This is a genomic window from Streptococcus sp. HMSC066F10 (genome assembly GCF_001813805.1).
GTDB lineage: Bacteria > Bacillota > Bacilli > Lactobacillales > Streptococcaceae > Streptococcus > Streptococcus vaginalis.
On sequence record NZ_KV814002.1, the window covers coordinates 23,152 to 42,505 of the forward strand.

At 37.3% G+C, this 19,354-nt stretch carries 21 protein-coding genes and 2 pseudogenes; 6 read left to right on the forward strand and 17 right to left on the reverse strand.

Features of this window, described 5'->3' with window-relative positions:
- Nucleotides 1-84: 84 nt before the first annotated feature.
- The 4 genes and pseudogenes from HMPREF2933_RS09095 to eno form a co-directional block, all read right to left on the reverse strand.
- A complete protein-coding gene (locus tag HMPREF2933_RS09095) occupies nucleotides 85-765 on the reverse strand; it encodes a DUF3307 domain-containing protein (protein ID WP_070241640.1) in 681 nt (226 codons plus the stop codon).
- Nucleotides 758-1,432 (reverse strand): annotated as a pseudogene (locus HMPREF2933_RS09100) (SatD family protein). The gene HMPREF2933_RS09095 and the pseudogene HMPREF2933_RS09100 overlap by 8 nt, the downstream one beginning before the upstream one ends.
- A 132-nt stretch (nucleotides 1,433-1,564) precedes the next feature.
- Complete coding sequence (locus HMPREF2933_RS09105) at nucleotides 1,565-2,305, reverse strand: NAD-dependent protein deacylase (RefSeq protein ID WP_070241641.1); 741 nt, start codon at nucleotides 2,303-2,305, stop codon at nucleotides 1,565-1,567.
- A 78-nt stretch (nucleotides 2,306-2,383) separates the two neighbouring features.
- On the reverse strand, nucleotides 2,384-3,688 hold the full coding sequence (gene eno, locus HMPREF2933_RS09110) for a surface-displayed alpha-enolase (RefSeq protein ID WP_003029634.1): 1,305 nt from the start codon (nucleotides 3,686-3,688) through the stop codon (nucleotides 2,384-2,386).
- Between the two features lie 174 nt (nucleotides 3,689-3,862).
- On the opposite strand from eno, the gene HMPREF2933_RS09115 reads away from it, so the two are divergent.
- Together HMPREF2933_RS09115 and HMPREF2933_RS09120 are read left to right on the forward strand one after the other, a co-directional pair.
- Entirely contained in the window at nucleotides 3,863-4,315 is a 453-nt protein-coding gene (locus HMPREF2933_RS09115) for a DUF1694 domain-containing protein (protein ID WP_042753938.1), read from the forward strand.
- Nucleotides 4,316-4,326: 11 nt separating this feature from the next.
- Entirely contained in the window at nucleotides 4,327-4,650 is a 324-nt protein-coding gene (locus HMPREF2933_RS09120) for a nuclear transport factor 2 family protein (RefSeq protein WP_070241655.1), read from the forward strand.
- An 85-nt stretch (nucleotides 4,651-4,735) separates the two neighbouring features.
- Here the strand turns inward: HMPREF2933_RS09120 and HMPREF2933_RS09125 are convergent, their stop codons facing one another.
- The 6 genes and pseudogenes from HMPREF2933_RS09125 to HMPREF2933_RS09150 form a co-directional block, all read right to left on the reverse strand.
- A complete protein-coding gene (locus HMPREF2933_RS09125; protein WP_024051664.1) occupies nucleotides 4,736-5,485 on the reverse strand; it encodes a PHP domain-containing protein in 750 nt (249 codons plus the stop codon).
- 237 nt (nucleotides 5,486-5,722) lie between these two features.
- Nucleotides 5,723-6,916 carry an MFS transporter gene (locus tag HMPREF2933_RS09130; RefSeq protein WP_024051665.1) on the reverse strand — a complete coding sequence of 398 codons (1,194 nt, stop codon included), beginning with the start codon at nucleotides 6,914-6,916 and terminating at the stop codon, nucleotides 5,723-5,725.
- A gap of 110 nt (nucleotides 6,917-7,026) precedes the next feature.
- Complete coding sequence (gene asnS / locus HMPREF2933_RS09135; RefSeq protein ID WP_024051666.1) at nucleotides 7,027-8,373, reverse strand: asparagine--tRNA ligase; 1,347 nt, start codon at nucleotides 8,371-8,373, stop codon at nucleotides 7,027-7,029.
- 19 nt (nucleotides 8,374-8,392) lie between these two features.
- Nucleotides 8,393-8,539, reverse strand: a pseudogene (locus tag HMPREF2933_RS10195) (glyoxalase); the annotation flags it as partial.
- Nucleotides 8,540-8,587: 48 nt separating this feature from the next.
- Nucleotides 8,588-9,766, reverse strand: coding sequence for a pyridoxal phosphate-dependent aminotransferase (locus HMPREF2933_RS09145; RefSeq protein WP_024051668.1), 1,179 nt, complete (start codon nucleotides 9,764-9,766; stop codon nucleotides 8,588-8,590).
- Nucleotides 9,763-10,251 carry a cell wall elongation regulator TseB-like domain-containing protein gene (locus HMPREF2933_RS09150; protein WP_024051669.1) on the reverse strand — a complete coding sequence of 163 codons (489 nt, stop codon included), beginning with the start codon at nucleotides 10,249-10,251 and terminating at the stop codon, nucleotides 9,763-9,765. The genes HMPREF2933_RS09145 and HMPREF2933_RS09150 overlap by 4 nt, the downstream gene beginning before the upstream one ends.
- Before the next feature lie 84 nt (nucleotides 10,252-10,335).
- Between HMPREF2933_RS09150 and HMPREF2933_RS09155 the strand changes: the two genes are divergently transcribed.
- A complete protein-coding gene (locus tag HMPREF2933_RS09155; RefSeq protein ID WP_024051670.1) occupies nucleotides 10,336-10,782 on the forward strand; it encodes a MarR family winged helix-turn-helix transcriptional regulator in 447 nt (148 codons plus the stop codon).
- A 66-nt stretch (nucleotides 10,783-10,848) separates the two neighbouring features.
- Nucleotides 10,849-11,400 carry an NADPH-dependent FMN reductase gene (locus HMPREF2933_RS09160; RefSeq protein WP_024051671.1) on the forward strand — a complete coding sequence of 184 codons (552 nt, stop codon included), beginning with the start codon at nucleotides 10,849-10,851 and terminating at the stop codon, nucleotides 11,398-11,400.
- Nucleotides 11,401-11,442: 42 nt separating this feature from the next.
- Here the strand turns inward: HMPREF2933_RS09160 and yaaA are convergent, their stop codons facing one another.
- The gene (gene yaaA, locus HMPREF2933_RS09165; RefSeq protein WP_024051672.1) at nucleotides 11,443-12,174 is read right to left on the reverse strand and encodes a peroxide stress protein YaaA; all 732 of its coding nucleotides are present in this window, start codon (nucleotides 12,172-12,174) and stop codon (nucleotides 11,443-11,445) included.
- Between the two features lie 113 nt (nucleotides 12,175-12,287).
- Between yaaA and HMPREF2933_RS09170 the strand changes: the two genes are divergently transcribed.
- Nucleotides 12,288-12,746, forward strand: coding sequence for a DUF1836 domain-containing protein (locus HMPREF2933_RS09170; protein ID WP_024051673.1), 459 nt, complete (start codon nucleotides 12,288-12,290; stop codon nucleotides 12,744-12,746).
- Nucleotides 12,730-13,377, forward strand: a complete 648-nt coding sequence (locus HMPREF2933_RS09175; RefSeq protein WP_024051674.1) for a PAQR family membrane homeostasis protein TrhA — start codon at nucleotides 12,730-12,732, stop codon at nucleotides 13,375-13,377. Before HMPREF2933_RS09170 ends, HMPREF2933_RS09175 begins: the two co-directional genes overlap by 17 nt.
- A gap of 110 nt (nucleotides 13,378-13,487) precedes the next feature.
- Here the strand turns inward: HMPREF2933_RS09175 and HMPREF2933_RS09180 are convergent, their stop codons facing one another.
- The 6 genes from HMPREF2933_RS09180 to deoC form a co-directional block, all read right to left on the reverse strand.
- The gene (locus HMPREF2933_RS09180) at nucleotides 13,488-14,444 is read right to left on the reverse strand and encodes an ABC transporter permease (RefSeq protein ID WP_070241642.1); all 957 of its coding nucleotides are present in this window, start codon (nucleotides 14,442-14,444) and stop codon (nucleotides 13,488-13,490) included.
- 1 nt (nucleotide 14,445) lies between these two features.
- On the reverse strand, nucleotides 14,446-15,510 hold the full coding sequence (locus tag HMPREF2933_RS09185) for an ABC transporter permease (protein ID WP_070241643.1): 1,065 nt from the start codon (nucleotides 15,508-15,510) through the stop codon (nucleotides 14,446-14,448).
- On the reverse strand, nucleotides 15,503-17,038 hold the full coding sequence (locus tag HMPREF2933_RS09190) for an ABC transporter ATP-binding protein (protein ID WP_024052201.1): 1,536 nt from the start codon (nucleotides 17,036-17,038) through the stop codon (nucleotides 15,503-15,505). The genes HMPREF2933_RS09185 and HMPREF2933_RS09190 overlap by 8 nt, the downstream gene beginning before the upstream one ends.
- Nucleotides 17,039-17,174: 136 nt before the next feature.
- On the reverse strand, nucleotides 17,175-18,230 hold the full coding sequence (locus HMPREF2933_RS09195) for a BMP family lipoprotein (RefSeq protein ID WP_024052202.1): 1,056 nt from the start codon (nucleotides 18,228-18,230) through the stop codon (nucleotides 17,175-17,177).
- Nucleotides 18,231-18,302: 72 nt separating this feature from the next.
- A complete protein-coding gene (locus HMPREF2933_RS09200; protein WP_024052203.1) occupies nucleotides 18,303-18,692 on the reverse strand; it encodes a cytidine deaminase in 390 nt (129 codons plus the stop codon).
- A complete protein-coding gene (gene deoC, locus HMPREF2933_RS09205; protein ID WP_024052204.1) occupies nucleotides 18,679-19,341 on the reverse strand; it encodes a deoxyribose-phosphate aldolase in 663 nt (220 codons plus the stop codon). Before deoC ends, HMPREF2933_RS09200 begins: the two co-directional genes overlap by 14 nt.
- Nucleotides 19,342-19,354 lie beyond the last annotated feature (13 nt).

Genomic DNA, 19,354 nt, shown 5'->3' on the forward strand with positions numbered 1-19,354 from the left:
ACTGTAGTCAATCACTAAACTACAGTTTTTATATTACAAATAAAGCAAACCAAAAACAATTAACACACTAATCATGCTAAAAAGTTAGCCAATGAGATAGTATTCTGCAAAGGACTGACTTTCAGAAATTTTGTTATACCGTGCGATTGACTTAGCAGTAAAGACTAAGCCAACGGAAGCGAACTGCCCAAATATAAGAGATAAAGCCATAATAAAACGCTCTAAAATCCCAATCATCGCCCCTGCACCTGCTATAGTGTCTTGGTTATCTCCCTTTGACTGATACCTACTGAAGAAAAGCTTAAATAAAATATTAACAGGCTTGCCAACGATTGCTAAGAAAAGGAGGGGTTGAGCAACTGACGCTCCATTTTTCAGCCATTGTGGGGTGATTTTATTAGCTAATAAAGCATAAAATAGAAAAATATAAATCAAATGAAGGAGTTGGTCAATGATGAAAACTTGCTTTGTGAGTTTCTTTATTTCTATAAACGTGTTGAGCCTGTATTTCAGGAAATCAATAACTACATGACTAAGCCAAACAGCGATAAAGTAAATAATATTTTTCGGGAAAAAGGTACTCAAAATCAGCAACGGAAGAAAAACAATGGCTAAATGCAGCAATAAATAAGGCAATTTTCGACATTTTAAATCTGCCATTTTTTGACTTTGCCATTGAAAATCAGCTAAAACATGCGCTAATAAGGTTAACAACAAGATTGGATGTTGTGCAAAATAGCCTGAAAATCCCCACAAATTAGACATGTTTCTCCTCCTTCTCTATCGCATTTAACATCAAGTTCATAGCAACTCGTTTATTTCTGAGATAAATTTTTAACCCACTCGCCTTGATACGTTTGTTGAAAGCACTTGGAGTGATACCAAGTAGTTTTGCCATTTCTTTATGCGAAAATGTTTCATCGTATATATTTTCAGCTAGTAATTGTTTGAGGACATCATATTGGACATCTGTCCACTTGGACTGAATAAAAGAGCACGCAGCTAAAATAGCATTGATTGTATGACCGACTTCTTAGTCTGCCAAAGAAACCGAAATGTGATTGATGCCATAGTCATTCTTATCATGAACATAATTAATCGCTTCTCTCGCGAGCCAATACGCCGGACCGTCAGAACCAATGCTTTGTTCTTTGTTAATTTCTGTAATCATGTCTCCAGCACCAATCCCAAATCGACTTTCATAAGGAGCAAATGCTATAGAAAGCTGTTCTATGATTTGAAACATATCCGAATTTGGTAAAAACAAAGCTTGAAATTCATCGCCAGCTGTGACTGTAAAGGGAGAAACTAAATATTTCTGATATTGCTGATTCAACTCTTTCATCAATTGCAACAATTTCTGTTGCGCCTGCGCTCGGTCTTGTATTTTTTTTGATTCAATAACGTCTCCAATAAGAGCAATGTACATCATCTTCTCACCTCTTTTTTTCTATTATAATGGAAATTTTAAAAAATTTCCGTCATGGAGGACATTTTTCAATCTACTATCTCTAAAAAATACAGCTAAGCACATGATTGAAACCATCATTTGATTTGAAAATGACTACCCCATTACTTTCCATGCCTTATCCAGCACTTCTCCAATCTTACCCTTGATGACTAAGTCAGCTTGACTATCTTGTAGTACATTGTATTTATTGATAACAACTAAGTGCCGTCCTTGAAAATAATGAACCAAATTAGCAGCTGGATAAACAACTAGCGATGTTCCGCCAATGATGAGTAGGTCAGCTTGACTGATAACCTGAATAGCTTGAGAAAAAACTTCCATATTTAACGGTTCCTCATAAAGAGTCACATCTGGCTTAACTACACAACCACAAGCCTCGCAATAAGGAATGATTCCCGGCAATTTCAAAAAATCCTCTAAGTCATAAAAACGATGACAATTGGTACAAAAATTTCGGTCCACACTACCATGAATTTTTAATACGTTCCTGCTTCCTGCCATCTCGTGTAAACTATCAATATTCTGGGTAACAATTGCTTTTAATTTCCCTAGCTTTTCTAGATAAGCTAAATATTCATGGGCTACATTTGGCTTAGCGTTAGGATAAATAAGATATTTCTTGTAAAAGTCAAAAAACTGTTCTGGATAACATTCAAACATCGTATGCGAAACTAATTGTTCTGCTGAAAAATGCTGGTTTAACTCAATATTGTAGATACCATTTGAGCTGCGAAAATCCGGAATACCAGATTCAGTTGAAACACCTGCACCACCGAAGAATACAATATTTTGGCTACTTTGAATGTTCTGAGCCAGTTCTTCAATCTTATCCATATCGCCCTCCTAAAAGTTACCAATATTATTAAAGAAAAAATCGGCTAGCAGAACTAGCCGATTCATATTATAACTGAATTATTTTGACAAGTTATAGAAAGATTTCAAACCACGGTATTCAGCTACTTCACCAAGTTGATCTTCGATGCGAAGTAATTGATTGTATTTAGCAATACGGTCAGTACGTGACAATGAACCAGTCTTAATTTGTCCAGCGTTAGTTGCAACTGCGATGTCAGCAATTGTTGAATCTTCAGTTTCACCAGAACGGTGTGATACAACGGCAGTGTAACCAGCTTCTTTTGCCATTTCAATAGCATCAAATGTTTCAGTAAGAGTACCGATTTGGTTAACTTTAATAAGGATTGAGTTAGCACATCCTTCGTTAATACCTCTTTCAAGATAAGAAGTGTTTGTTACGAAGAAGTCATCACCAACAAGTTGTACTTTCTTACCAAGGCGTTCAGTAAGTTTCTTCCAACCTTCCCAGTCATTTTCATCCATACCATCTTCGATAGTGATGATTGGGTATTTGTCAACTAATTGTTCAAGATATTCTATTTGTTCGTCAGCTGTACGAACTGCAGCTCCTTCACCTTCGAATTTAGTGTAATCATAAACTTTACGTTCTTTGTCGTAGAATTCTGATGATGCACAGTCAAATCCAAGGAATACATCTTTACCAGGAACATAACCAGCAGCTTCGATAGCAGCAAGGATAGTTTCTACACCATCTTCAGTTCCATCAAAACGAGGAGCAAATCCACCTTCGTCACCAACAGCTGTTTCAAGACCACGAGATTTAAGGATTTTCTTAAGAGCGTGGAAAATTTCAGCACCCCAACGAAGAGCTTCTTTGAATGTAGGTGCACCAGCAGGCACAATCATAAATTCTTGGAAAGCGATTGGAGCATCTGAGTGAGAACCACCGTTGACGATGTTCATCATTGGAGTTGGAAGAACTTTAGTATTGAATCCACCAAGGTAGCTGTAAAGTGGGATTTCAAGATAATCAGCAGCAGCACGCGCTACAGCAATAGATACACCAAGAATTGCGTTTGCACCCAATTTACCTTTATTTGGAGTACCGTCAAGTGCAATCATTGCACGGTCAATAGCTTGTTGATCGCGAACGTCATAACCAATAACTGCTTCAGCAATGATATTGTTTACGTTGTCAACAGCTTTTTGTGTACCAAGACCGCCGTAACGAGATTTGTCACCATCACGAAGTTCAACTGCTTCGTGTTCACCAGTAGAAGCTCCAGATGGAACCATACCACGTCCGAAAGCACCTGATTCAGTATAAACTTCTACTTCAAGTGTTGGGTTACCGCGTGAGTCTAGGACTTCGCGAGCGTAAACATCAGTAATAATTGACATTTTTTACTCTCCTTTGAGTTATTTTATTTACATTCCTATCATACCTTAAAAATCAGTTTTTTTCAAGGAAAAATCGTGCCTTTCTATGAAATTTGCGATAATTTTCTGTGTAAGCGTTTTATATTTCCGAATGTTTCTTGGATAAATTTCAAAAAAGTATGTTATACTAACTTTATGACAGATATAAACAAAGCAATAATCGAAAAAGCTCAAGGGGGATTAAAATTAAATCCTGATGAGCAAAGAAAATTTTTAGGAACATTTGAAGAACGGGTCGTAGCAGAATGTAGCATTGATGAGGCTAATAGTGCTCCTATCCACGACCACTTTAAAGAAATGTTACAAAAGATTATCTTGGACTATCAGCCTGTAACTGTGAAAATATCTCCCGAGGTTACCAATCAGTATCAAATTTTTTACTTAAAAATAGCAAAAGACCTTGGCTGCAAAGCAACAATCGTGTCTAGTAACTGCAAGAATTCTCCGTTTGGCTTGGTCATTCATAGTGATCATCCAGTAGAAATAGCTGAAAAAGAAATTGCTAAACAATTTTCTGAGTTTTTCCAAACAGATTCAACTCAAAAAACAGAAAAGAAAACTTCTTTTTGGAAAAAGTTGTTTCATTAAAGGGGCGATTGATGCCAAATTCAGAAAAACTAACCTTATTCTTTCAAGCAGAAAATCAAAAAGATTGGGAAATGTACCAAAGTTTTTTACATTCTGATATTACTTGGGAATTGCACGGGCAAGAAGTTTCAGTCATTCATGGAATAGATGACTATCTTCTGAAGATTCAGCAAGCCTATCATCAGAGCAACGTTCAATTTTCCTGCTTGCATACTTTTTCAACTAATGAAAATCGGATTGTTACTATTTTCAAAAACGATTTTGGTCAACTATCCTGTGATATTTTTGAGTTTGAAAATGATTTAATTATCAGAGAATATGAATATTTATTATGATGTTTCCATGTCCGACAACTACTACACCTTGTAATCTAAAACAAATATAATGGGAGGTTAAGAACTTTTTGTTCTAACCCCTTTTTTATAGCAACATTCCTTCGTCTATGTCAAATTCCGTTAGGATTTGCTGGATTCGGTCGAAATTCAAGCGAAAATGTTCTAACGTATGGGCATCAGAGCCAACAGAATACTTTGTCCCGCCTAATTCTTTCACCAAAGATAGAGCATAGATATAAATATCTTCGTGATTATAGAGATACATAGACTTGCAATTTAGTTCAAAAGCCAAGTTGTATTCTATCATTTTCTGAAAGAGGGTACGAAGTTGGGGTTCAAAGTTTTTCAGTTCTTCAACCGTCACATTAAATTTACGAAAACCATAGTCAAAATGAGCCAAAACATCAGCTGGAATACTTTCAATAGCTTCTTCCATTTCTTTAAAATAAGTTGGAATCACCTTCATTTTATCAGATTGTAAAGCAGGTTCTTCTAAGTAATCGAACTTCCCATTATGGTGAACAGACAACAGTTTTAAATCATAATTTTTATTTTCTAAGAAAGCTAAAATATCTTTCTTTCGTGGTCTGTAATAGCCAATCTCAATTCCTTTTTTGATTCGATTTCCATATTTCCGATTGAGAGTAGCTATTTTTCTAGAATAAGACTCATAATCAGGAATATCATCGTGAGGAGAGCCTGCATCATACGGATAAGGATTAGATAAATCCAGATGTTCAGTCGTCACGATTTCACCATCGTAATGTTCCAAATAATCTCTGAAATCAGCATCTGAATCATAAGAAAAGTAAGTATGAAGATGATTATCGCGCATAAGTTTTCCTCCTATCATATCTATAACACTAAGGAATTATATAGCAGTTTATACTAACTACAATATATAGTATTTTTAAACAAGAGTTTCCTAAATTTGATAATTATATTTTGTAGTTGTGTAAAAAATAAGTATATAATTTTCCTTATATTTACTGTTTTTATCATAAGCAGCAACAACTGGTTGCATTAATTAAAAATTAGATACAAATCACTACTGCAGATAATAAATAATGAGCTAATTTTTGATTGATTTCAATTGTTTACGAATCATTTGAAAAACAATCACTAAAAGTGGCGTTAGCAAGATAAGAACTAGCCCTAATCCAATAAAAGTCTGATCAAAACCAAAACTGTCAATCAGCCAACCAACAATCGGAAAAATGATAATCATGCTTAAACTGAACATCATTGAAGCAACACTTAACATGGTCGCTCTGGCTGAACTTGGTAAATACTGTTGCAAATCATTGTAAAATATTGGTTGATACATGGCATACAGAGCATTTGTTGCCAAATAAATCATAATATACATGAATGGTGTTCCCAAAAATGACAGTACATAAGCTGCTCCTGTTAAGCTGACAACTACTGGAAAAATCCGAAAAGAATGCCATGTTTTCCCAATCTTACTGGCAAGAGAAACTGCCAAAATATTTAAGACGCTGCCAATCAACATAACTGTCGAAATCTGCCATTCTGCCAAGTCTGGCAATTGCTTTTGATAGTAAAAGTAAAACATGCACATTATTGTTCCAACAAATTGAAAAATCATCATCCATGTAAAAAGACTGGGATTACTTTTCATTTCTTCTTTTACCGTCAGGATTATTTTCTTCATCGTGACCACTTCGTCATTTTTCTTTTTCATTGTCGGTTCTTTTATCAACCAAATCAGAATTAAAACAATAATAGAAACCGCAATCATGATATAATAAGTAATATACAAATATCCATGTACAAATAACCCCGCTAGTACCGTTCCTAAAGAGATTGCTGCCTCAGAAACACCTGACATCAAACTTGATATTTTCAAATAACGGTCTTTTAAACCAGCTTCAACAGCAGAGTCATATAGCAGTGCAGAGCTCGTTCCTGAATCAAAGTTATAAGACAAAGCATTGATTATCATTGCCATTGTATATATCCAAAAATTCCCTTGCCCTGTCAACATTAAAATAGATGATAAAATGCTAGTCAAGCGGCTTACGTACAGATTGGTCTTATAAGAAAATCGATCTGCCAACATGCCTGACGGAATTTCAAAAACAATGCCTGTTGCATGAAAAATACTCTCTAACAGCCCAATTTGCAGTAAAGACATACCATTTTGACTGAGGAATAAAATCCAAAAACTCGTAATACCTAAAAATCCTAAGAATTCCACTCCTGCCATAAGAGGAATATTTCTTTTGTAACTTCTCCTAGACATACTTTTTCCTTTACTAAGAAGAAACCGAACTTTCCGTTCAGTTTTCTAACTTATTCATTTTTCATATTCTTTTAATTTTAAAAAAACGCCAATCGGCGTTTTTACATTTCCTAAGGCTCAATTCTGTGGAGCATACGTGGGAATGGAATGGCTTCACGGATGTGTTTCGTTCCTGCAACAAACGTCACCATACGTTCTAAACCAAGTCCAAATCCAGCATGAGGAACAGAACCGTATTTACGAAGATCAAGATAGAAAGCGTAGTCATCAGAGTTCAGACCATTTTCTTCAATCTTCGCTAATAATTTTTCGTAGCTTTCTTCACGAGCTGATCCACCTATGATTTCTCCATAGCCCTCTGGTGCTAAAAGGTCTGCACAAAGCACACGTTCTTCGTTACCAGGAACAGGTTTCATATAGAAAGCCTTAAAGCTAGCAGGGTAGTTCACAACGAAAGTTGGCACACCAAAATAGTTTGAAATCCAAGTTTCGTGTGGTGACCCGAAATCATCACCTCGTTCGATATGCTCATACTCAGCTTCTTCATCATTTTCGTGTTCTTGTAAGAGGTCAATTACTTCATCGTAAGAAATACGTTTGAAGGGTTCTGTCACGTATTTTTTAAGAAGATCAGTATCACGTTCCAACACTTCAAGCGCATGTGGTGCACGATCCAAAACTCCTTGAATCAAAGCCTTCACATAAGCCTCCTGAAGATCAAGCGACTCATCATGAGTAACAAATGGATATTCTGCATCCATCATCCAGAATTCTGTCAAATGGCGGCGTGTTTTGGATTTTTCGGCACGGAAAACAGGACCAAAGTCAAATACACGACCAAGTGCCATAGCACCTGCTTCTAAGTAAAGTTGCCCAGATTGACTTAGAAAGGCAGGAGTTCCAAAATAATCTGTTTCAAAAAGCTCTGTGGAATCTTCTGCTGCATTTCCCGATAAAATCGGACTATCAAATTTGATAAAGCCGTTGCGATCAAAAAATTCATAGGAAGCATAGATAATTGCGTTGCGAATCTGCATAATTGCCATTTGCTTGCGTGAACGCAACCATAAGTGACGATGATCCATCAAAAAGTCTGTTCCGTGCTCTTTTGGTGTGATAGGATAATCATTAGACTCTCCAACGATTTCAATATCCGTCACGTCTAATTCATATCCAAATTTTGAGCGCTCATCTTCTTTGACGATTCCTTTTACCAAAACAGCTGTTTCTTGGTTCAAGTGTTTGATGATATTAAATTTATTCAACCCCTCTTCTTCACCAAATTTTTCAAGGAAATTTGGCTTGAAAGCCACAGCTTGAAAAAAAGCTGTCCCATCGCGTAATTGCAGAAAAGCAATCTTTCCTTTTCCTGATTTATTGGCAACCCAAGCACCAATCGTCACTTCTTCTCCGACATGATTTTTAACATCCATAATTGAAGTATATTTTGTTGACATGTTTTTTCTCTTTTCTATTTTATTTTTTATGATAAACAGCCTCAATGTTGTTCCTGTCTGGATCTATCACAAAGGCCGCATAGTATCCCACATGGTAATTTTTACGTTAGCTAGGTGCACCATTATCCTTTCCTCCAGCAGCCAAAGCTGCTTGATAGAAAGCTTTAGAAACTTCTAAATTCTTTACCTTAAGGGTAAAATGATCGATCATTTTTTAATCCTCCATAAACGCCTTGATACGATGAACGGCCTCTATCAAGGTATCCATATCCGTCGCATAGCTCAGGCGAACATTCTCTGGCGCACCGAAGCCAGCACCCGTTACAAGAGCGACACCTACTTCTTCTAGGATTGCTGTTGTAAACTCTGTCACATCTGAATAGCCTTTCAGCTCCATTGCTTTTTTAACATTTGGAAAGAGGTAAAACGCTCCTTGTGGTTTCACCACTTCAAAGCCAGTAACTTCTGCAAGCAAAGGATAAATGGTATTGAGACGTTCTTCAAAAGCCTGACGCATGATTTCAACAGTATCTTGAGGACCCTTTAGAGCTTCAATCGCCGCATATTGGGAAACAGCAGTTGGATTAGAAGTCGTTTGTCCAGCCACTTTACTCATCGCTGCAATGATTTCAGACTCTCCAACAGCATAACCAAGTCTCCAACCAGTCATCGAATACGACTTAGATACACCATTAATAACAATTGTTTGCTTGCGAATAGCTTCAGAAAGACTCGAAATCGGTGTAAATTCATTTCCATTGTAAACCAAGCGGCTATAAATATCATCTGCCAAAATGAGAATATCATGCTCTACAGCCCAATTACCTATCGCTAATAACTCCTCAGCAGTATAAATCATTCCCGTTGGATTGGAAGGAGAATTGAACACCAAAACTTTCGTTTTCTCTGTCCGAGCAGCCTCTAATTGCTCAACGGTCACTTTGAAATGATTTGCTTCCGTCGCTTGAACAAAAACTGGTATCCCTTCTGCCATCTTAATCTGGTCGCCATAACTAACCCAACACGGTGCCGGAATAATCGCTTCATCACCTGGATTGATGACACTCATAAAAAAGGTATAAAGGGAAAACTTTGCACCCGTCGCAACGGTCACTTGATTTGGTTTAATCGTATAACCATAGTATTTTGCAAAATATGCTACAATTGCTTCCTTTAATTCAGGCAGACCACTGGTAACCGTATAAAAGCTAGCTCTACCGTCTTTTATTGCAGAGATAGCAGCATTTTGAATATTCTTCGGAGTTGGAAAATCTGGCTCTCCCAAAGTCAGCGAAAGGATATCACGCCCTTGTGCTTTTAAAGCTTTTGCGCGCGCTGCTGCTGCTAAGGTTACACTTTCTTCCATATCTAAAACACGATTTGATAATATCATAGCCCCTCCTTGCTGAGCAATGTTCCTGTTTCAAATCCAACATTATAATAAATTGTTCCAGACTTGACTTCCCAGATTGGTTGCTCTTTTACATAGCCAAATGTCACTTTATCAATTTGTTTGGCACCAATCTCTTTAGCGATTTGTTTTGCTTTTTCTTGACTAATCCCTTTGGACAACTCATAAGTATAGATTTTATCACTATCTGCTTCTATTAAAACAGCAAGCTGCGTCTTTTTACGATTTTTCCCCAAAAGACTATAATAACTTTTTTCACCGTTATAAATAGCAAAGCGATCCACTTTATCCAAATCCGCATATTGACGAGCAATTTTACTAGCCGTTACCTTAGCTGATTGGTAAGGATCTATAGATAGATTTAAAATGTAAAGAAAAGAAAAAGTGAGAACGACCAAAACTATCACACTTCCGATAATATATTGCCAAATAATGAAATTTCTATCATTTTTTCTTCTATTTTTCACTCGTCCATTATACTATAAATAATGATTTTTTTCTATCTTTTTCTAAAATTTGATTTTATTACTACTTATTGATAAAATACAGTTATGGACAAACTTACAAAACTTTTTCAAGAAAATCATTTAGATTTAAAAACCATGATTATTTTAAATAAAGCTATTCGAACGATTCGAACTTTTGAAAATCAGGCGGCAAAACAACACAATCTGACTCCCACTCAATTTTCAGTCTTAGAAACCCTTTATAGCAAAGGGAACTTACGCATTCAAGATTTAATTGATAAAATGCTTGCTACATCTGGAAATATGACCGTTGTCATTAAAAATATGATACGGGACGGTTGGATTTTTCGTACCTGTGACCCATCTGATCGACGTTCTTTTTTAGTCGGACTGACTCCAGAAGGACGTAGTAAAATTGAAGCGGTACTTCCAGATCATATTCAAAATATTCAACAAGTATTTAACATTTTAACAGAGCAAGATAAAGAAGATTTGATTCGGATTTTAAAGAAATTTAAAAAGTTGAGCTAATTTCTTACTAACTAGTGGTATTTGTTGTAACACAAGCAGGTACAAAAGAAAAGGAGAGTGACTTATATGTCTAAAAAAGTGCTATTTATCGTCGGGTCTCTTCGCCAAGGCTCATTCAACCATCAGTTAGCTTCTCAAGCTGAAAACATTCTTGCTGGCAAAGCTGAAGTTTCTTATCTTGATTTCAAAGATGTTCCATTTTTCAATCAAGATATTGAAAGCCCAGCTCCTGCGGCTGTTGCCAAAGCTCGTGAAGAAATTCTCGCTGCTGATGCTATCTGGCTCTTCTCACCAACCTATAACTGGGCAATTCCAGGAGTTGTTAAAAATCTCTTAGATTGGCTATCACGTGCGCTTGACCTTTCAACCCCATCAGGACCTTCTGCTCTTAATGAAAAACTTGTAACAGTTTCCTCTGTAGCCAATGGAACTTCTCCAGATGAAGTTTTCAAACATTATCGCAGCCTTCTTCCATTTATTCGTATGAAAGTTGTTGAACCATTTACTGGTGTTGCCGTTAACCCGGAAGCCTGGGGAACAGGTCAACTGACAGTTTCCGAAGAAAAACAAGCTGAACTCGCAGCTCAAGCTGAAGCATTATTAGCAGCTATTGACTAAAAACAACCCAAAACGGAATGATATTTTTACATCATTCCGTTTTTATTTATTCTCCTTAACAAAGACATAGGTATTTATCGTAGACAAATCCTCTCGGAAAGCAAAACCTGCAAATTGCAATTGCTTGATTTCTTCTTTGCTTGTTATCTGATTTTCAATTAAGGCAGTTAAAAATTGACCACGAGCCTTTTTAGAAATAGTTGAGTGAACTTTCAAACTTCCTTCTCTATCTTCTAAAAATTTAAACCGAAGCATCTTATCACGCACAGATTTGGAAAACACTGTCTCAAACTCACTTGATAGCAGAGATAAAATCATTTCCTCATCTGAAATAGCTACGTCATAATCATTGCACCAATAATTTTTCAAGCTTTTGCCAAAAATAGTACATTTTACTAAAAAATCCAAGCGATGAGGTGAAATCAACGCCATAACTGGTATAACACCATATAGACTAGAAGTGATGAACAAATGCTTGTCTACATACCTCAACTCTTGCTCCGTTAAGTGACTTCTTTTGATGTTTCGATACATAAGACCATCAAATAAATGCAAAGCTGGGTAAGTCAAGGCTTGCCCATTTTTTAATTGTTGAAGATGAATATACTCTTCTTCTGCACGTTCCAGACTAATATGATAGAAATCTGCTAATTCTTCAATAGAATACTGTGATAGACTAGCTACAATTGTTTTTGTTTGCTCTGAAAGAAAACACTTGCCATGAGGCTTAAGGCTAAGATTCATTTCTTTTGCAGTTGGAATTAAAATTTTCATAATCTTATTGTATCAAAAGTTATTTTGCAGAACAAATGATTTTTCTCTTGACAACAGACAATCATTATCATATAATCTAGTTATCGAGACTAGATAAGGAAGAGGTGGATATTTTGAAAATCACAAAATTCCCAACTTGGGAAGAACTACCAGAGTTAGATCTTTATCTTGACCAGGTTCTCCTCTATGTGAATGGTGTCAACGAACAAGCATTTCATAGCACAGATAAGCCTTTAACGGCTGCTATGGTCAATAATTATGTGAAACACACCCACATTCCAAAGCCAATTAAGAAAAAATACAATCGCGTACAGATTGCTCGTCTGATTGTACTGACGACGTTAAAACCTGTCTTTCCAATACCAGATATTATCAAGACGATTCAACTTCTGGTAGACGAAAAAGATTCGGCTACTCTTTATAATGAATTCGTTAATTGCATGCGAGAAGAAAAAGCTGACACAGTCGCACCTGCTATTGAAGCAGCTTGCCAAACGGTGAAATTATTTCATCAAACAAAGAAATTAGCTCTAGCCTTAGAAGGAGGTAAAACAAATGAATCAAACGCTTAAACTCAGCAAACAACTCAGCTTCGGGGAAGAAATTGCCAATGCTGTCACTCACGCTGTCGGGGCTGTGGTTATGTTAGTACTGCTTCCTATCTCAGCCATTTATAGCTATGAAGAACATGGTATGCTTGCTGCTGTCGGAGTTTCAATTTTTGTCATCAGTTTATTTCTGATGTTTCTTTCTTCAACGATTTACCATTCAATGAGCTATGGTTCTACGCATAAGTATATTCTACGGATCATCGATCATTCAATGATTTACATTGCTATTGCGGGAAGTTATACGCCAGTCGTACTATCCCTTATGAACAATTGGTTGGGGTATCTTATTATCACAATTCAATGGGGAACGACCATTTTTGGTATTTTGTATAAAATATTTGCTAAAAAAGTTAATGAAAAATTTAGCTTAGCACTTTATCTTATTATGGGCTGGTTAGTGATTCTGATTATTCCGCAAATCATTGGTCAAACGGGACCTATTTTCTGGGGATTGATGTTAGCTGGAGGACTCTGTTATACTGTTGGTGCAGGATTTTATGCTAAGAAAAAACCATATTTCCACATGATTTGGCACCTCTTTATCCTAGCTGCTTCTGCACTTCAATATCTTGCTATTGTCTATTGTATGTAAAACATTTTAAAAACAATCATTCTCTAAGTCGCTCTTCTTAGCAGAATGATTGTTTTTTTTATCAAAAAAGCCAGGCTACTTTGAAAAGTAACTTGGCTTTTTGCAATAGTTTATTTTGATTTAATATAATTGACACCGTCTGCTTTTGGTGCAACAGCTTTTCCGAAGAATGCTGCCAACACAACAATAGTCAATACATAAGGTGCAATTTGTAGGTACACAGCTGGTACATGTGATAGGAATGGTAATTGACTTCCGATAACGGCTAAACTTTGAGATAGCCCAAAGAATAGACTTGAAAGCATAGCGCCAATTGGATTCCATTTACCAAAAATCATAGCAGCCAGTGAGATGAATCCTGGTCCGATAATGGTTGTAGCAGCGAAATTTACGGAAATAGATTGTGCATAAATCGCTCCACCAACACCGCCAAGAAAACCTGAAATCATCACACCGTAATAACGCATGAGATAAACATTGATACCGAGGGTGTCTGCCGCTTGTGGGTGTTCACCTACGGAGCGCAAACGAAGCCCAAATTTCGTCTTAAACATAATGAACCATGCTAGGAAAGCAAACGCAACTGCAATATACCCCATTAGACTGGTGTGTTTAAAGAAGATATCTCCAATGACAGGAATATCTGATAATAGTGGAAAATTAAATTTACCAAATGATACTTGAATATTATCTGTTTGCCCTTTATTATAGAAAGCTTTTACCAAGAAAATCGCTAACGCAGGCGCCATCAAATTAAGTACTGTACCACTAACAACGTGATCCGCATGGAAATTGATAGTCGCTACAGCGTGAATGAGTGAGAAAATTAGTCCCACAATACCACCAACTAAAAGTGCTAACCAAGGCGTTAAACTTCCAAAGGTATTCACAAAAGTAAGGTTAAAGACAACGCCTGAGAAAGCCCCCATAACCATAATACCTTCAAGTCCGACATTGACAATCCCAGCATGCTCTGAGAAGGAACCACCGATACTAGTAAAGATTAAAGGTGCTGCATAAATCAGCATAGAGGAAACTAACAGACTTAACATTGTTACAAAATTCATCTTATTTTCCTCCCTTTACTTTCGCTTGTTTTCTTGGTTTGATAAAGTGTTCAATGATGTAATGAATACTTACAAAGAAAATAATTGATGCTGTTACAATATTTACCAGTTCCGCTGGAATCGTTGCGGTGTTCATACCTGGAGCTCCGACTTGAAGCACGGCAAATAAGAATGCTGCAAAGAGAATACCAATTGGTGAATTATTTGCCAGCAAGCTAACGGCCATACCATTAAAGCCGACAGCTAGGGAACTTCCTTGTACATAGACATTTTGGAAAGTTCCAAGTCCTTCAACAACACCTCCGACACCGGCAAGGGCACCTGAGATAATCATTGAAAGAATAATCGTCCGTTTAGCAGACATCCCTGCATATTCACTCGCATTTGGATTTAGCCCGACAGAACGGATTTCAAATCCAAGCGTTGTTTTTTTCAGCATAAACCAGATAAGGACAACTGCAATGACCGCAAAGAAGATTCCGATATTCATCCGTGAATTATTGGTCAATGCCCGCAGCCATTCTGTTTGATAGGTTGCATTAGATCCAACCTTAACACTTGAGTCAATACTTTGCATAACACTTTTTGGGAAACTATGAATCATTGCATTTCCAACATAGAGAACGATGTAGTTCATCATAATCGTAACGATAACTTCACTTGTTCCCAAATAAGCACGAAGAATACCAGGAATAGCACCGATAATCCCACCAGCTACTGCTGCAATGACAACTGTAGCAAGAATCATAATTGGACGAGGAAGATTAGGAAACGAAAGTGCAAACCAGCCACTCAAAATCCAACCAGCTAAAGCTTGCCCTGGCAAACCGACATTAAAGAATCCAGCCCGACTTGCTACTGCAAACCCAAGAGCAATTAAAATAAGTGGACCCATTGCACGGAAAATTTCACCAATACTACGGATAGTACCAAAAGCAGCTTTGAACAGCTCTTCATAACCCCAGATAGCATCATAGCCAAAAATCCACATGATAATGGCACCAAGTAAAATTCCAAGAACAACGGAAATCAAAGGCACCGCAATTTGCTGCGTTTTCTTAGTCATTTGAATCTCCCTTCTTAATTTCACCACCAGCCATCAAGATACCCAACTCTTGTTTATTAGTTTCTGCTGGAGTTACAATACCTTGAATCTTACCATCATGAATAACAGCAATACGGTCTGAAACATTCAGGATTTCATCTAATTCAAAGCTGACCACAAGCACTGCTTTACCCTTGTCACGTTCTTCAATCAAACGTTTATGAATGTATTCAATCGCTCCAACGTCTAATCCACGAGTTGGCTGACTAACGATTAGAAGGTCAGGATTGCGGTCTATTTCACGAGCAATAATGGCTTTTTGTTGATTTCCTCCTGAAAGAGCAGATGCTGGAACACTTTCACTTGCAGCCCGAACATCAAATTCATCCATTAACTTTCGTGCATAAGAAGTGATATTATTGTAATTCAAAATTCCATTTTTGCTTAATGGCTCCTTGTAATAAGTTTGCAGAGCCATATTCTCAGACAACATCATATCTAAAACCAAGCCATCACGATGACGGTCTTCCGGCACATGACTAACTTGCATTTCGGTAATTTTCCGCGGAGATAAGCCAACGACTTCTTTCCCCTTAATGGTAATGCTACCTGATTTCACCTTCCGAAGACCTGTGATTGCTTGAACTAGCTCGCTTTGTCCATTGCCATCAATCCCGGCAATCCCAACAATTTCACCAGCTCGTACATCCAAAGATAATTTTTTAACAGCAGGCACACCACGATTCTCATTCACAACCAAATCCTTAATAGATAGAACAACTTCTTTTGGATTTGAAGCTTCTTTTTCCGTTGTAAAGGATACCGAACGTCCCACCATCATTTCAGCAAGATCTTTATTCGTTGCGCCACCAATTTCAACGGTTTGAATACTCTTACCGCGACGGATGACAGTTACACGATCAGAAACAGCACGGATTTCATCCAATTTATGTGTAATCAAAATAATGGATTTTCCTTCTTTGACTAGATTTTTCATGATATGTTCTAGTTCTTCAATTTCTGAAGGAGTTAATACTGCTGTTGGTTCGTCAAAAATCAAGATATCTGCGCCACGATACAATGTTTTCAAGATTTCAACACGTTGTTGCGCACCAACTGAAATATCTTCAACTTTTGCAGTCGGATCCACAGCTAAACCATATTTTTCGGATAGTTCCTTGATGTCTTTGATTGCCTTTCGAATATCTAAAACACCATTTTTGGTCGTTTCACTACCCAAAATGATATTTTCAGCAACCGTAAAAGCCTCTACCAGCATGAAATGCTGGTGAACCATTCCAATTCCTAAAGATGCTGATTTCGATGGAGAATCAATTGTCACTGATTTTCCATTCACAGTAATCTCACCACTTGTTGGCTCAAGCAAGCCAGCTAACATATTCATCAGAGTGGACTTGCCCGCTCCGTTTTCTCCTAAAAGTGCATGAATTTCACCGCGTCTTAGATTTAAGTTGATTTTATCATTTGCGACAAATTCACCAAAAATCTTGGTTATTTCATGCATTTCAATGACATTCTCATGTGCCATATGATTGATTCCTTTCAGAAATTATTTTATTTCAGTAAAACTCACTAAAAGATTAGCCAGCTTTACTGAGACAAAAGCTGGCTCAATCTCAAAAAAGCGACCCACGAAGGTCGCTTCTTGAGTGTCAGGTTATTATTTATTCTGTAGGAACTTTAATACTTCCGTCAAGGATTTTTGCTTTTGCATCTTCAACAGCTTTTTTAGCATCATCTGATAAGTTCTTAGTTGTCAAATCTACTCCACCGTCTTTCAGACCATAAGTTGTAGTTTTTCCTCCTGGAAATTTATCTTTTGCTGTTTTGTTAGCAATATCTTTTACAGTACCACCAACTTTTTTCAAGCTAGATACCAAAACAAAGTTAGATTCTTTGCCGTCTTTAGATTTGTATTTACCTTCATCGTTTTGGTCGCGGTCAACACCGATGACCCAAACTTTGTCAGATTCATTTCTAGTTTCGTTGATAGATTTTGCTTCGTTGAATACACCAGCACCAGTACCACCGGCTACTTGATAAACAACGTCTGCACCAGCTGCATATTGAGCTGCTGCAATTGTCTTCCCTTTAGAAGCATCTCCAAAGCTTTCAGCGTATTTCACATCAATCTTAATAGAAGGATCAACAGATTTCACACCTGCTTCAAAACCTTTTTCAAAACGAGTTAATACAGCACCTTTGATACCACCAACAAAACCAATCATTTTTGTTTTAGTTGTTTTGGCTGCAGCCACTCCAGCAAGGTAAGCAGCTTCGTTATCTGCAAAGAGTACAGAAGCTACATTCTTTTGACCTTTAATTTCATCATCAATAATAACATAGTTAATATCAGAGTGATCCTTTGCAACAGATTCTACTGCATTACGAAGAGCAAATCCAATACCAAATACTAATTTGTAATTGCTAGAAGCAGCTTGCTCAAGGTTTGTAGCGTATTCAGATTCGTTTGTAGATTGGAAGTAAGTAAAGCCATGGTCTTTTGTCAATCCATTTTCTTTACCCCAAGCTTGCAAACCTTCCCAAGCAGATTGGTTAAATGATTTATCATCTACACCACCTGTATCTGTAACAATTGCAGCTTTCAAATCCGTCTTTGCATCTTTATTATCTGATTTAGATGCACGATTACCACATGCAGCAAGTCCAATTGCTGCGACAGCTACTAGACCAAGGCCTAGCCATTGTTTCTTGTTCATCTCTGAACCTCCTAAATAAGATGTGCAACAACGTTGCAAGATTAACTATGGTCAAATGACCTTTTTTACTAACTAGTCTAAGTTAGTAAAAGAATATGGAAGTAATTCCTTGACCGTCATCACGACCGTCGATTTATCTTTGGCAACAAGTGTTACCTTTAAATTCTGCGGAAAAAATTCTGCCATTACTTGACGACAAGCTCCACACGGAGAAACGGGCTTTTGAGTTTCACCATAAACGATTAGTTCCTCAAACTCCGTAACACCTTCTGAAATAGCCTTAAATATGGCTGTCCGCTCACCGCAGTTCGTCAGACCAAAACTAGCATTTTCAATGTTCACACCTGTAAAAATCTGACCATTTTTTGCTACTAGTACAGCACCAATTGGAAAATGAGAATAAGGAACGTAGGCCTTTTTACTTGTCTCAATAGCTAGATTAATCAACTCAGTAGTCGCCACTAGCTTTTTCTCCTTTCATAATGGCTACACCAGAAGAAGCTCCAATACGCGTTGCGCCTGCTTCAATAAATGCGACTGCATCTTCGTATGAGCGAGCGCCTCCTGAAGCTTTGACCCCCATATTCGGACCAACTGCTTTTCTCATCAAAGCCACATCATGAACAGTAGCGCCTCCAGTTGAAAAACCAGTTGAAGTCTTCACAAAGTCTGCACCAGCTTTCTTAGCTAATTGACAAGCGATTACTTTCTCTTCATCTGTCAGCAAACAAGCTTCAATAATTACTTTTACAAGCGTGTCACCACTAGCTTCTACTACTGCTGCAATATCTTCTTCTACCAAAATAAGATTTTGTGATTTCAAAGCACCAATGTTGAGCACCATATCCACTTCGTCTGCACCATTCTTGATAGCATCTCTTGCTTCAAATGCTTTCACAGCAGGCGTATTTGCTCCCAGTGGGAATCCAATAACGGTACAAACTTTAACATCTGTATCTCGTAATCCTTCTGCTGCAAAGCTGACCCAAGTTGGGTTGACACAGACACTTGCAAAATCATATTCTCTTGCTTCTTCAATCAATTTTTCAATTTGCTCTTGTTGAGCATCTGGTTTCAAAAGCGTATGATCGATGTATTTATTTAACTTCATTTTCGGTTCTCCT

What these genes read in the sequence shown, in the direction of transcription:
- HMPREF2933_RS09095 (WP_070241640.1), bottom strand. Translation starts at nt 765, where the DNA reads ATGTCTAATTTGTGGGGATTTTCAGGCTATTTTGCACAACATCCAATC.
- HMPREF2933_RS09105 (WP_070241641.1), bottom strand. Translation starts at nt 2,305, where the DNA reads ATGGATAAGATTGAAGAACTGGCTCAGAACATTCAAAGTAGCCAAAAT.
- eno (WP_003029634.1), bottom strand. Translation starts at nt 3,688, where the DNA reads ATGTCAATTATTACTGATGTTTACGCTCGCGAAGTCCTAGACTCACGC.
- HMPREF2933_RS09115 (WP_042753938.1), top strand. Translation starts at nt 3,863, where the DNA reads ATGACAGATATAAACAAAGCAATAATCGAAAAAGCTCAAGGGGGATTA.
- HMPREF2933_RS09120 (WP_070241655.1), top strand. Translation starts at nt 4,327, where the DNA reads ATGCCAAATTCAGAAAAACTAACCTTATTCTTTCAAGCAGAAAATCAA.
- HMPREF2933_RS09125 (WP_024051664.1), bottom strand. Translation starts at nt 5,485, where the DNA reads ATGCGCGATAATCATCTTCATACTTACTTTTCTTATGATTCAGATGCT.
- HMPREF2933_RS09130 (WP_024051665.1), bottom strand. Translation starts at nt 6,916, where the DNA reads ATGTCTAGGAGAAGTTACAAAAGAAATATTCCTCTTATGGCAGGAGTG.
- asnS (WP_024051666.1), bottom strand. Translation starts at nt 8,373, where the DNA reads ATGTCAACAAAATATACTTCAATTATGGATGTTAAAAATCATGTCGGA.
- HMPREF2933_RS09145 (WP_024051668.1), bottom strand. Translation starts at nt 9,766, where the DNA reads ATGATATTATCAAATCGTGTTTTAGATATGGAAGAAAGTGTAACCTTA.
- HMPREF2933_RS09155 (WP_024051670.1), top strand. Translation starts at nt 10,336, where the DNA reads ATGGACAAACTTACAAAACTTTTTCAAGAAAATCATTTAGATTTAAAA.
- HMPREF2933_RS09160 (WP_024051671.1), top strand. Translation starts at nt 10,849, where the DNA reads ATGTCTAAAAAAGTGCTATTTATCGTCGGGTCTCTTCGCCAAGGCTCA.
- yaaA (WP_024051672.1), bottom strand. Translation starts at nt 12,174, where the DNA reads ATGAAAATTTTAATTCCAACTGCAAAAGAAATGAATCTTAGCCTTAAG.
- HMPREF2933_RS09175 (WP_024051674.1), top strand. Translation starts at nt 12,730, where the DNA reads ATGAATCAAACGCTTAAACTCAGCAAACAACTCAGCTTCGGGGAAGAA.
- HMPREF2933_RS09180 (WP_070241642.1), bottom strand. Translation starts at nt 14,444, where the DNA reads ATGAATTTTGTAACAATGTTAAGTCTGTTAGTTTCCTCTATGCTGATT.
- HMPREF2933_RS09185 (WP_070241643.1), bottom strand. Translation starts at nt 15,510, where the DNA reads ATGACTAAGAAAACGCAGCAAATTGCGGTGCCTTTGATTTCCGTTGTT.
- HMPREF2933_RS09190 (WP_024052201.1), bottom strand. Translation starts at nt 17,038, where the DNA reads ATGGCACATGAGAATGTCATTGAAATGCATGAAATAACCAAGATTTTT.
- HMPREF2933_RS09195 (WP_024052202.1), bottom strand. Translation starts at nt 18,230, where the DNA reads ATGAACAAGAAACAATGGCTAGGCCTTGGTCTAGTAGCTGTCGCAGCA.
- deoC (WP_024052204.1), bottom strand. Translation starts at nt 19,341, where the DNA reads ATGAAGTTAAATAAATACATCGATCATACGCTTTTGAAACCAGATGCT.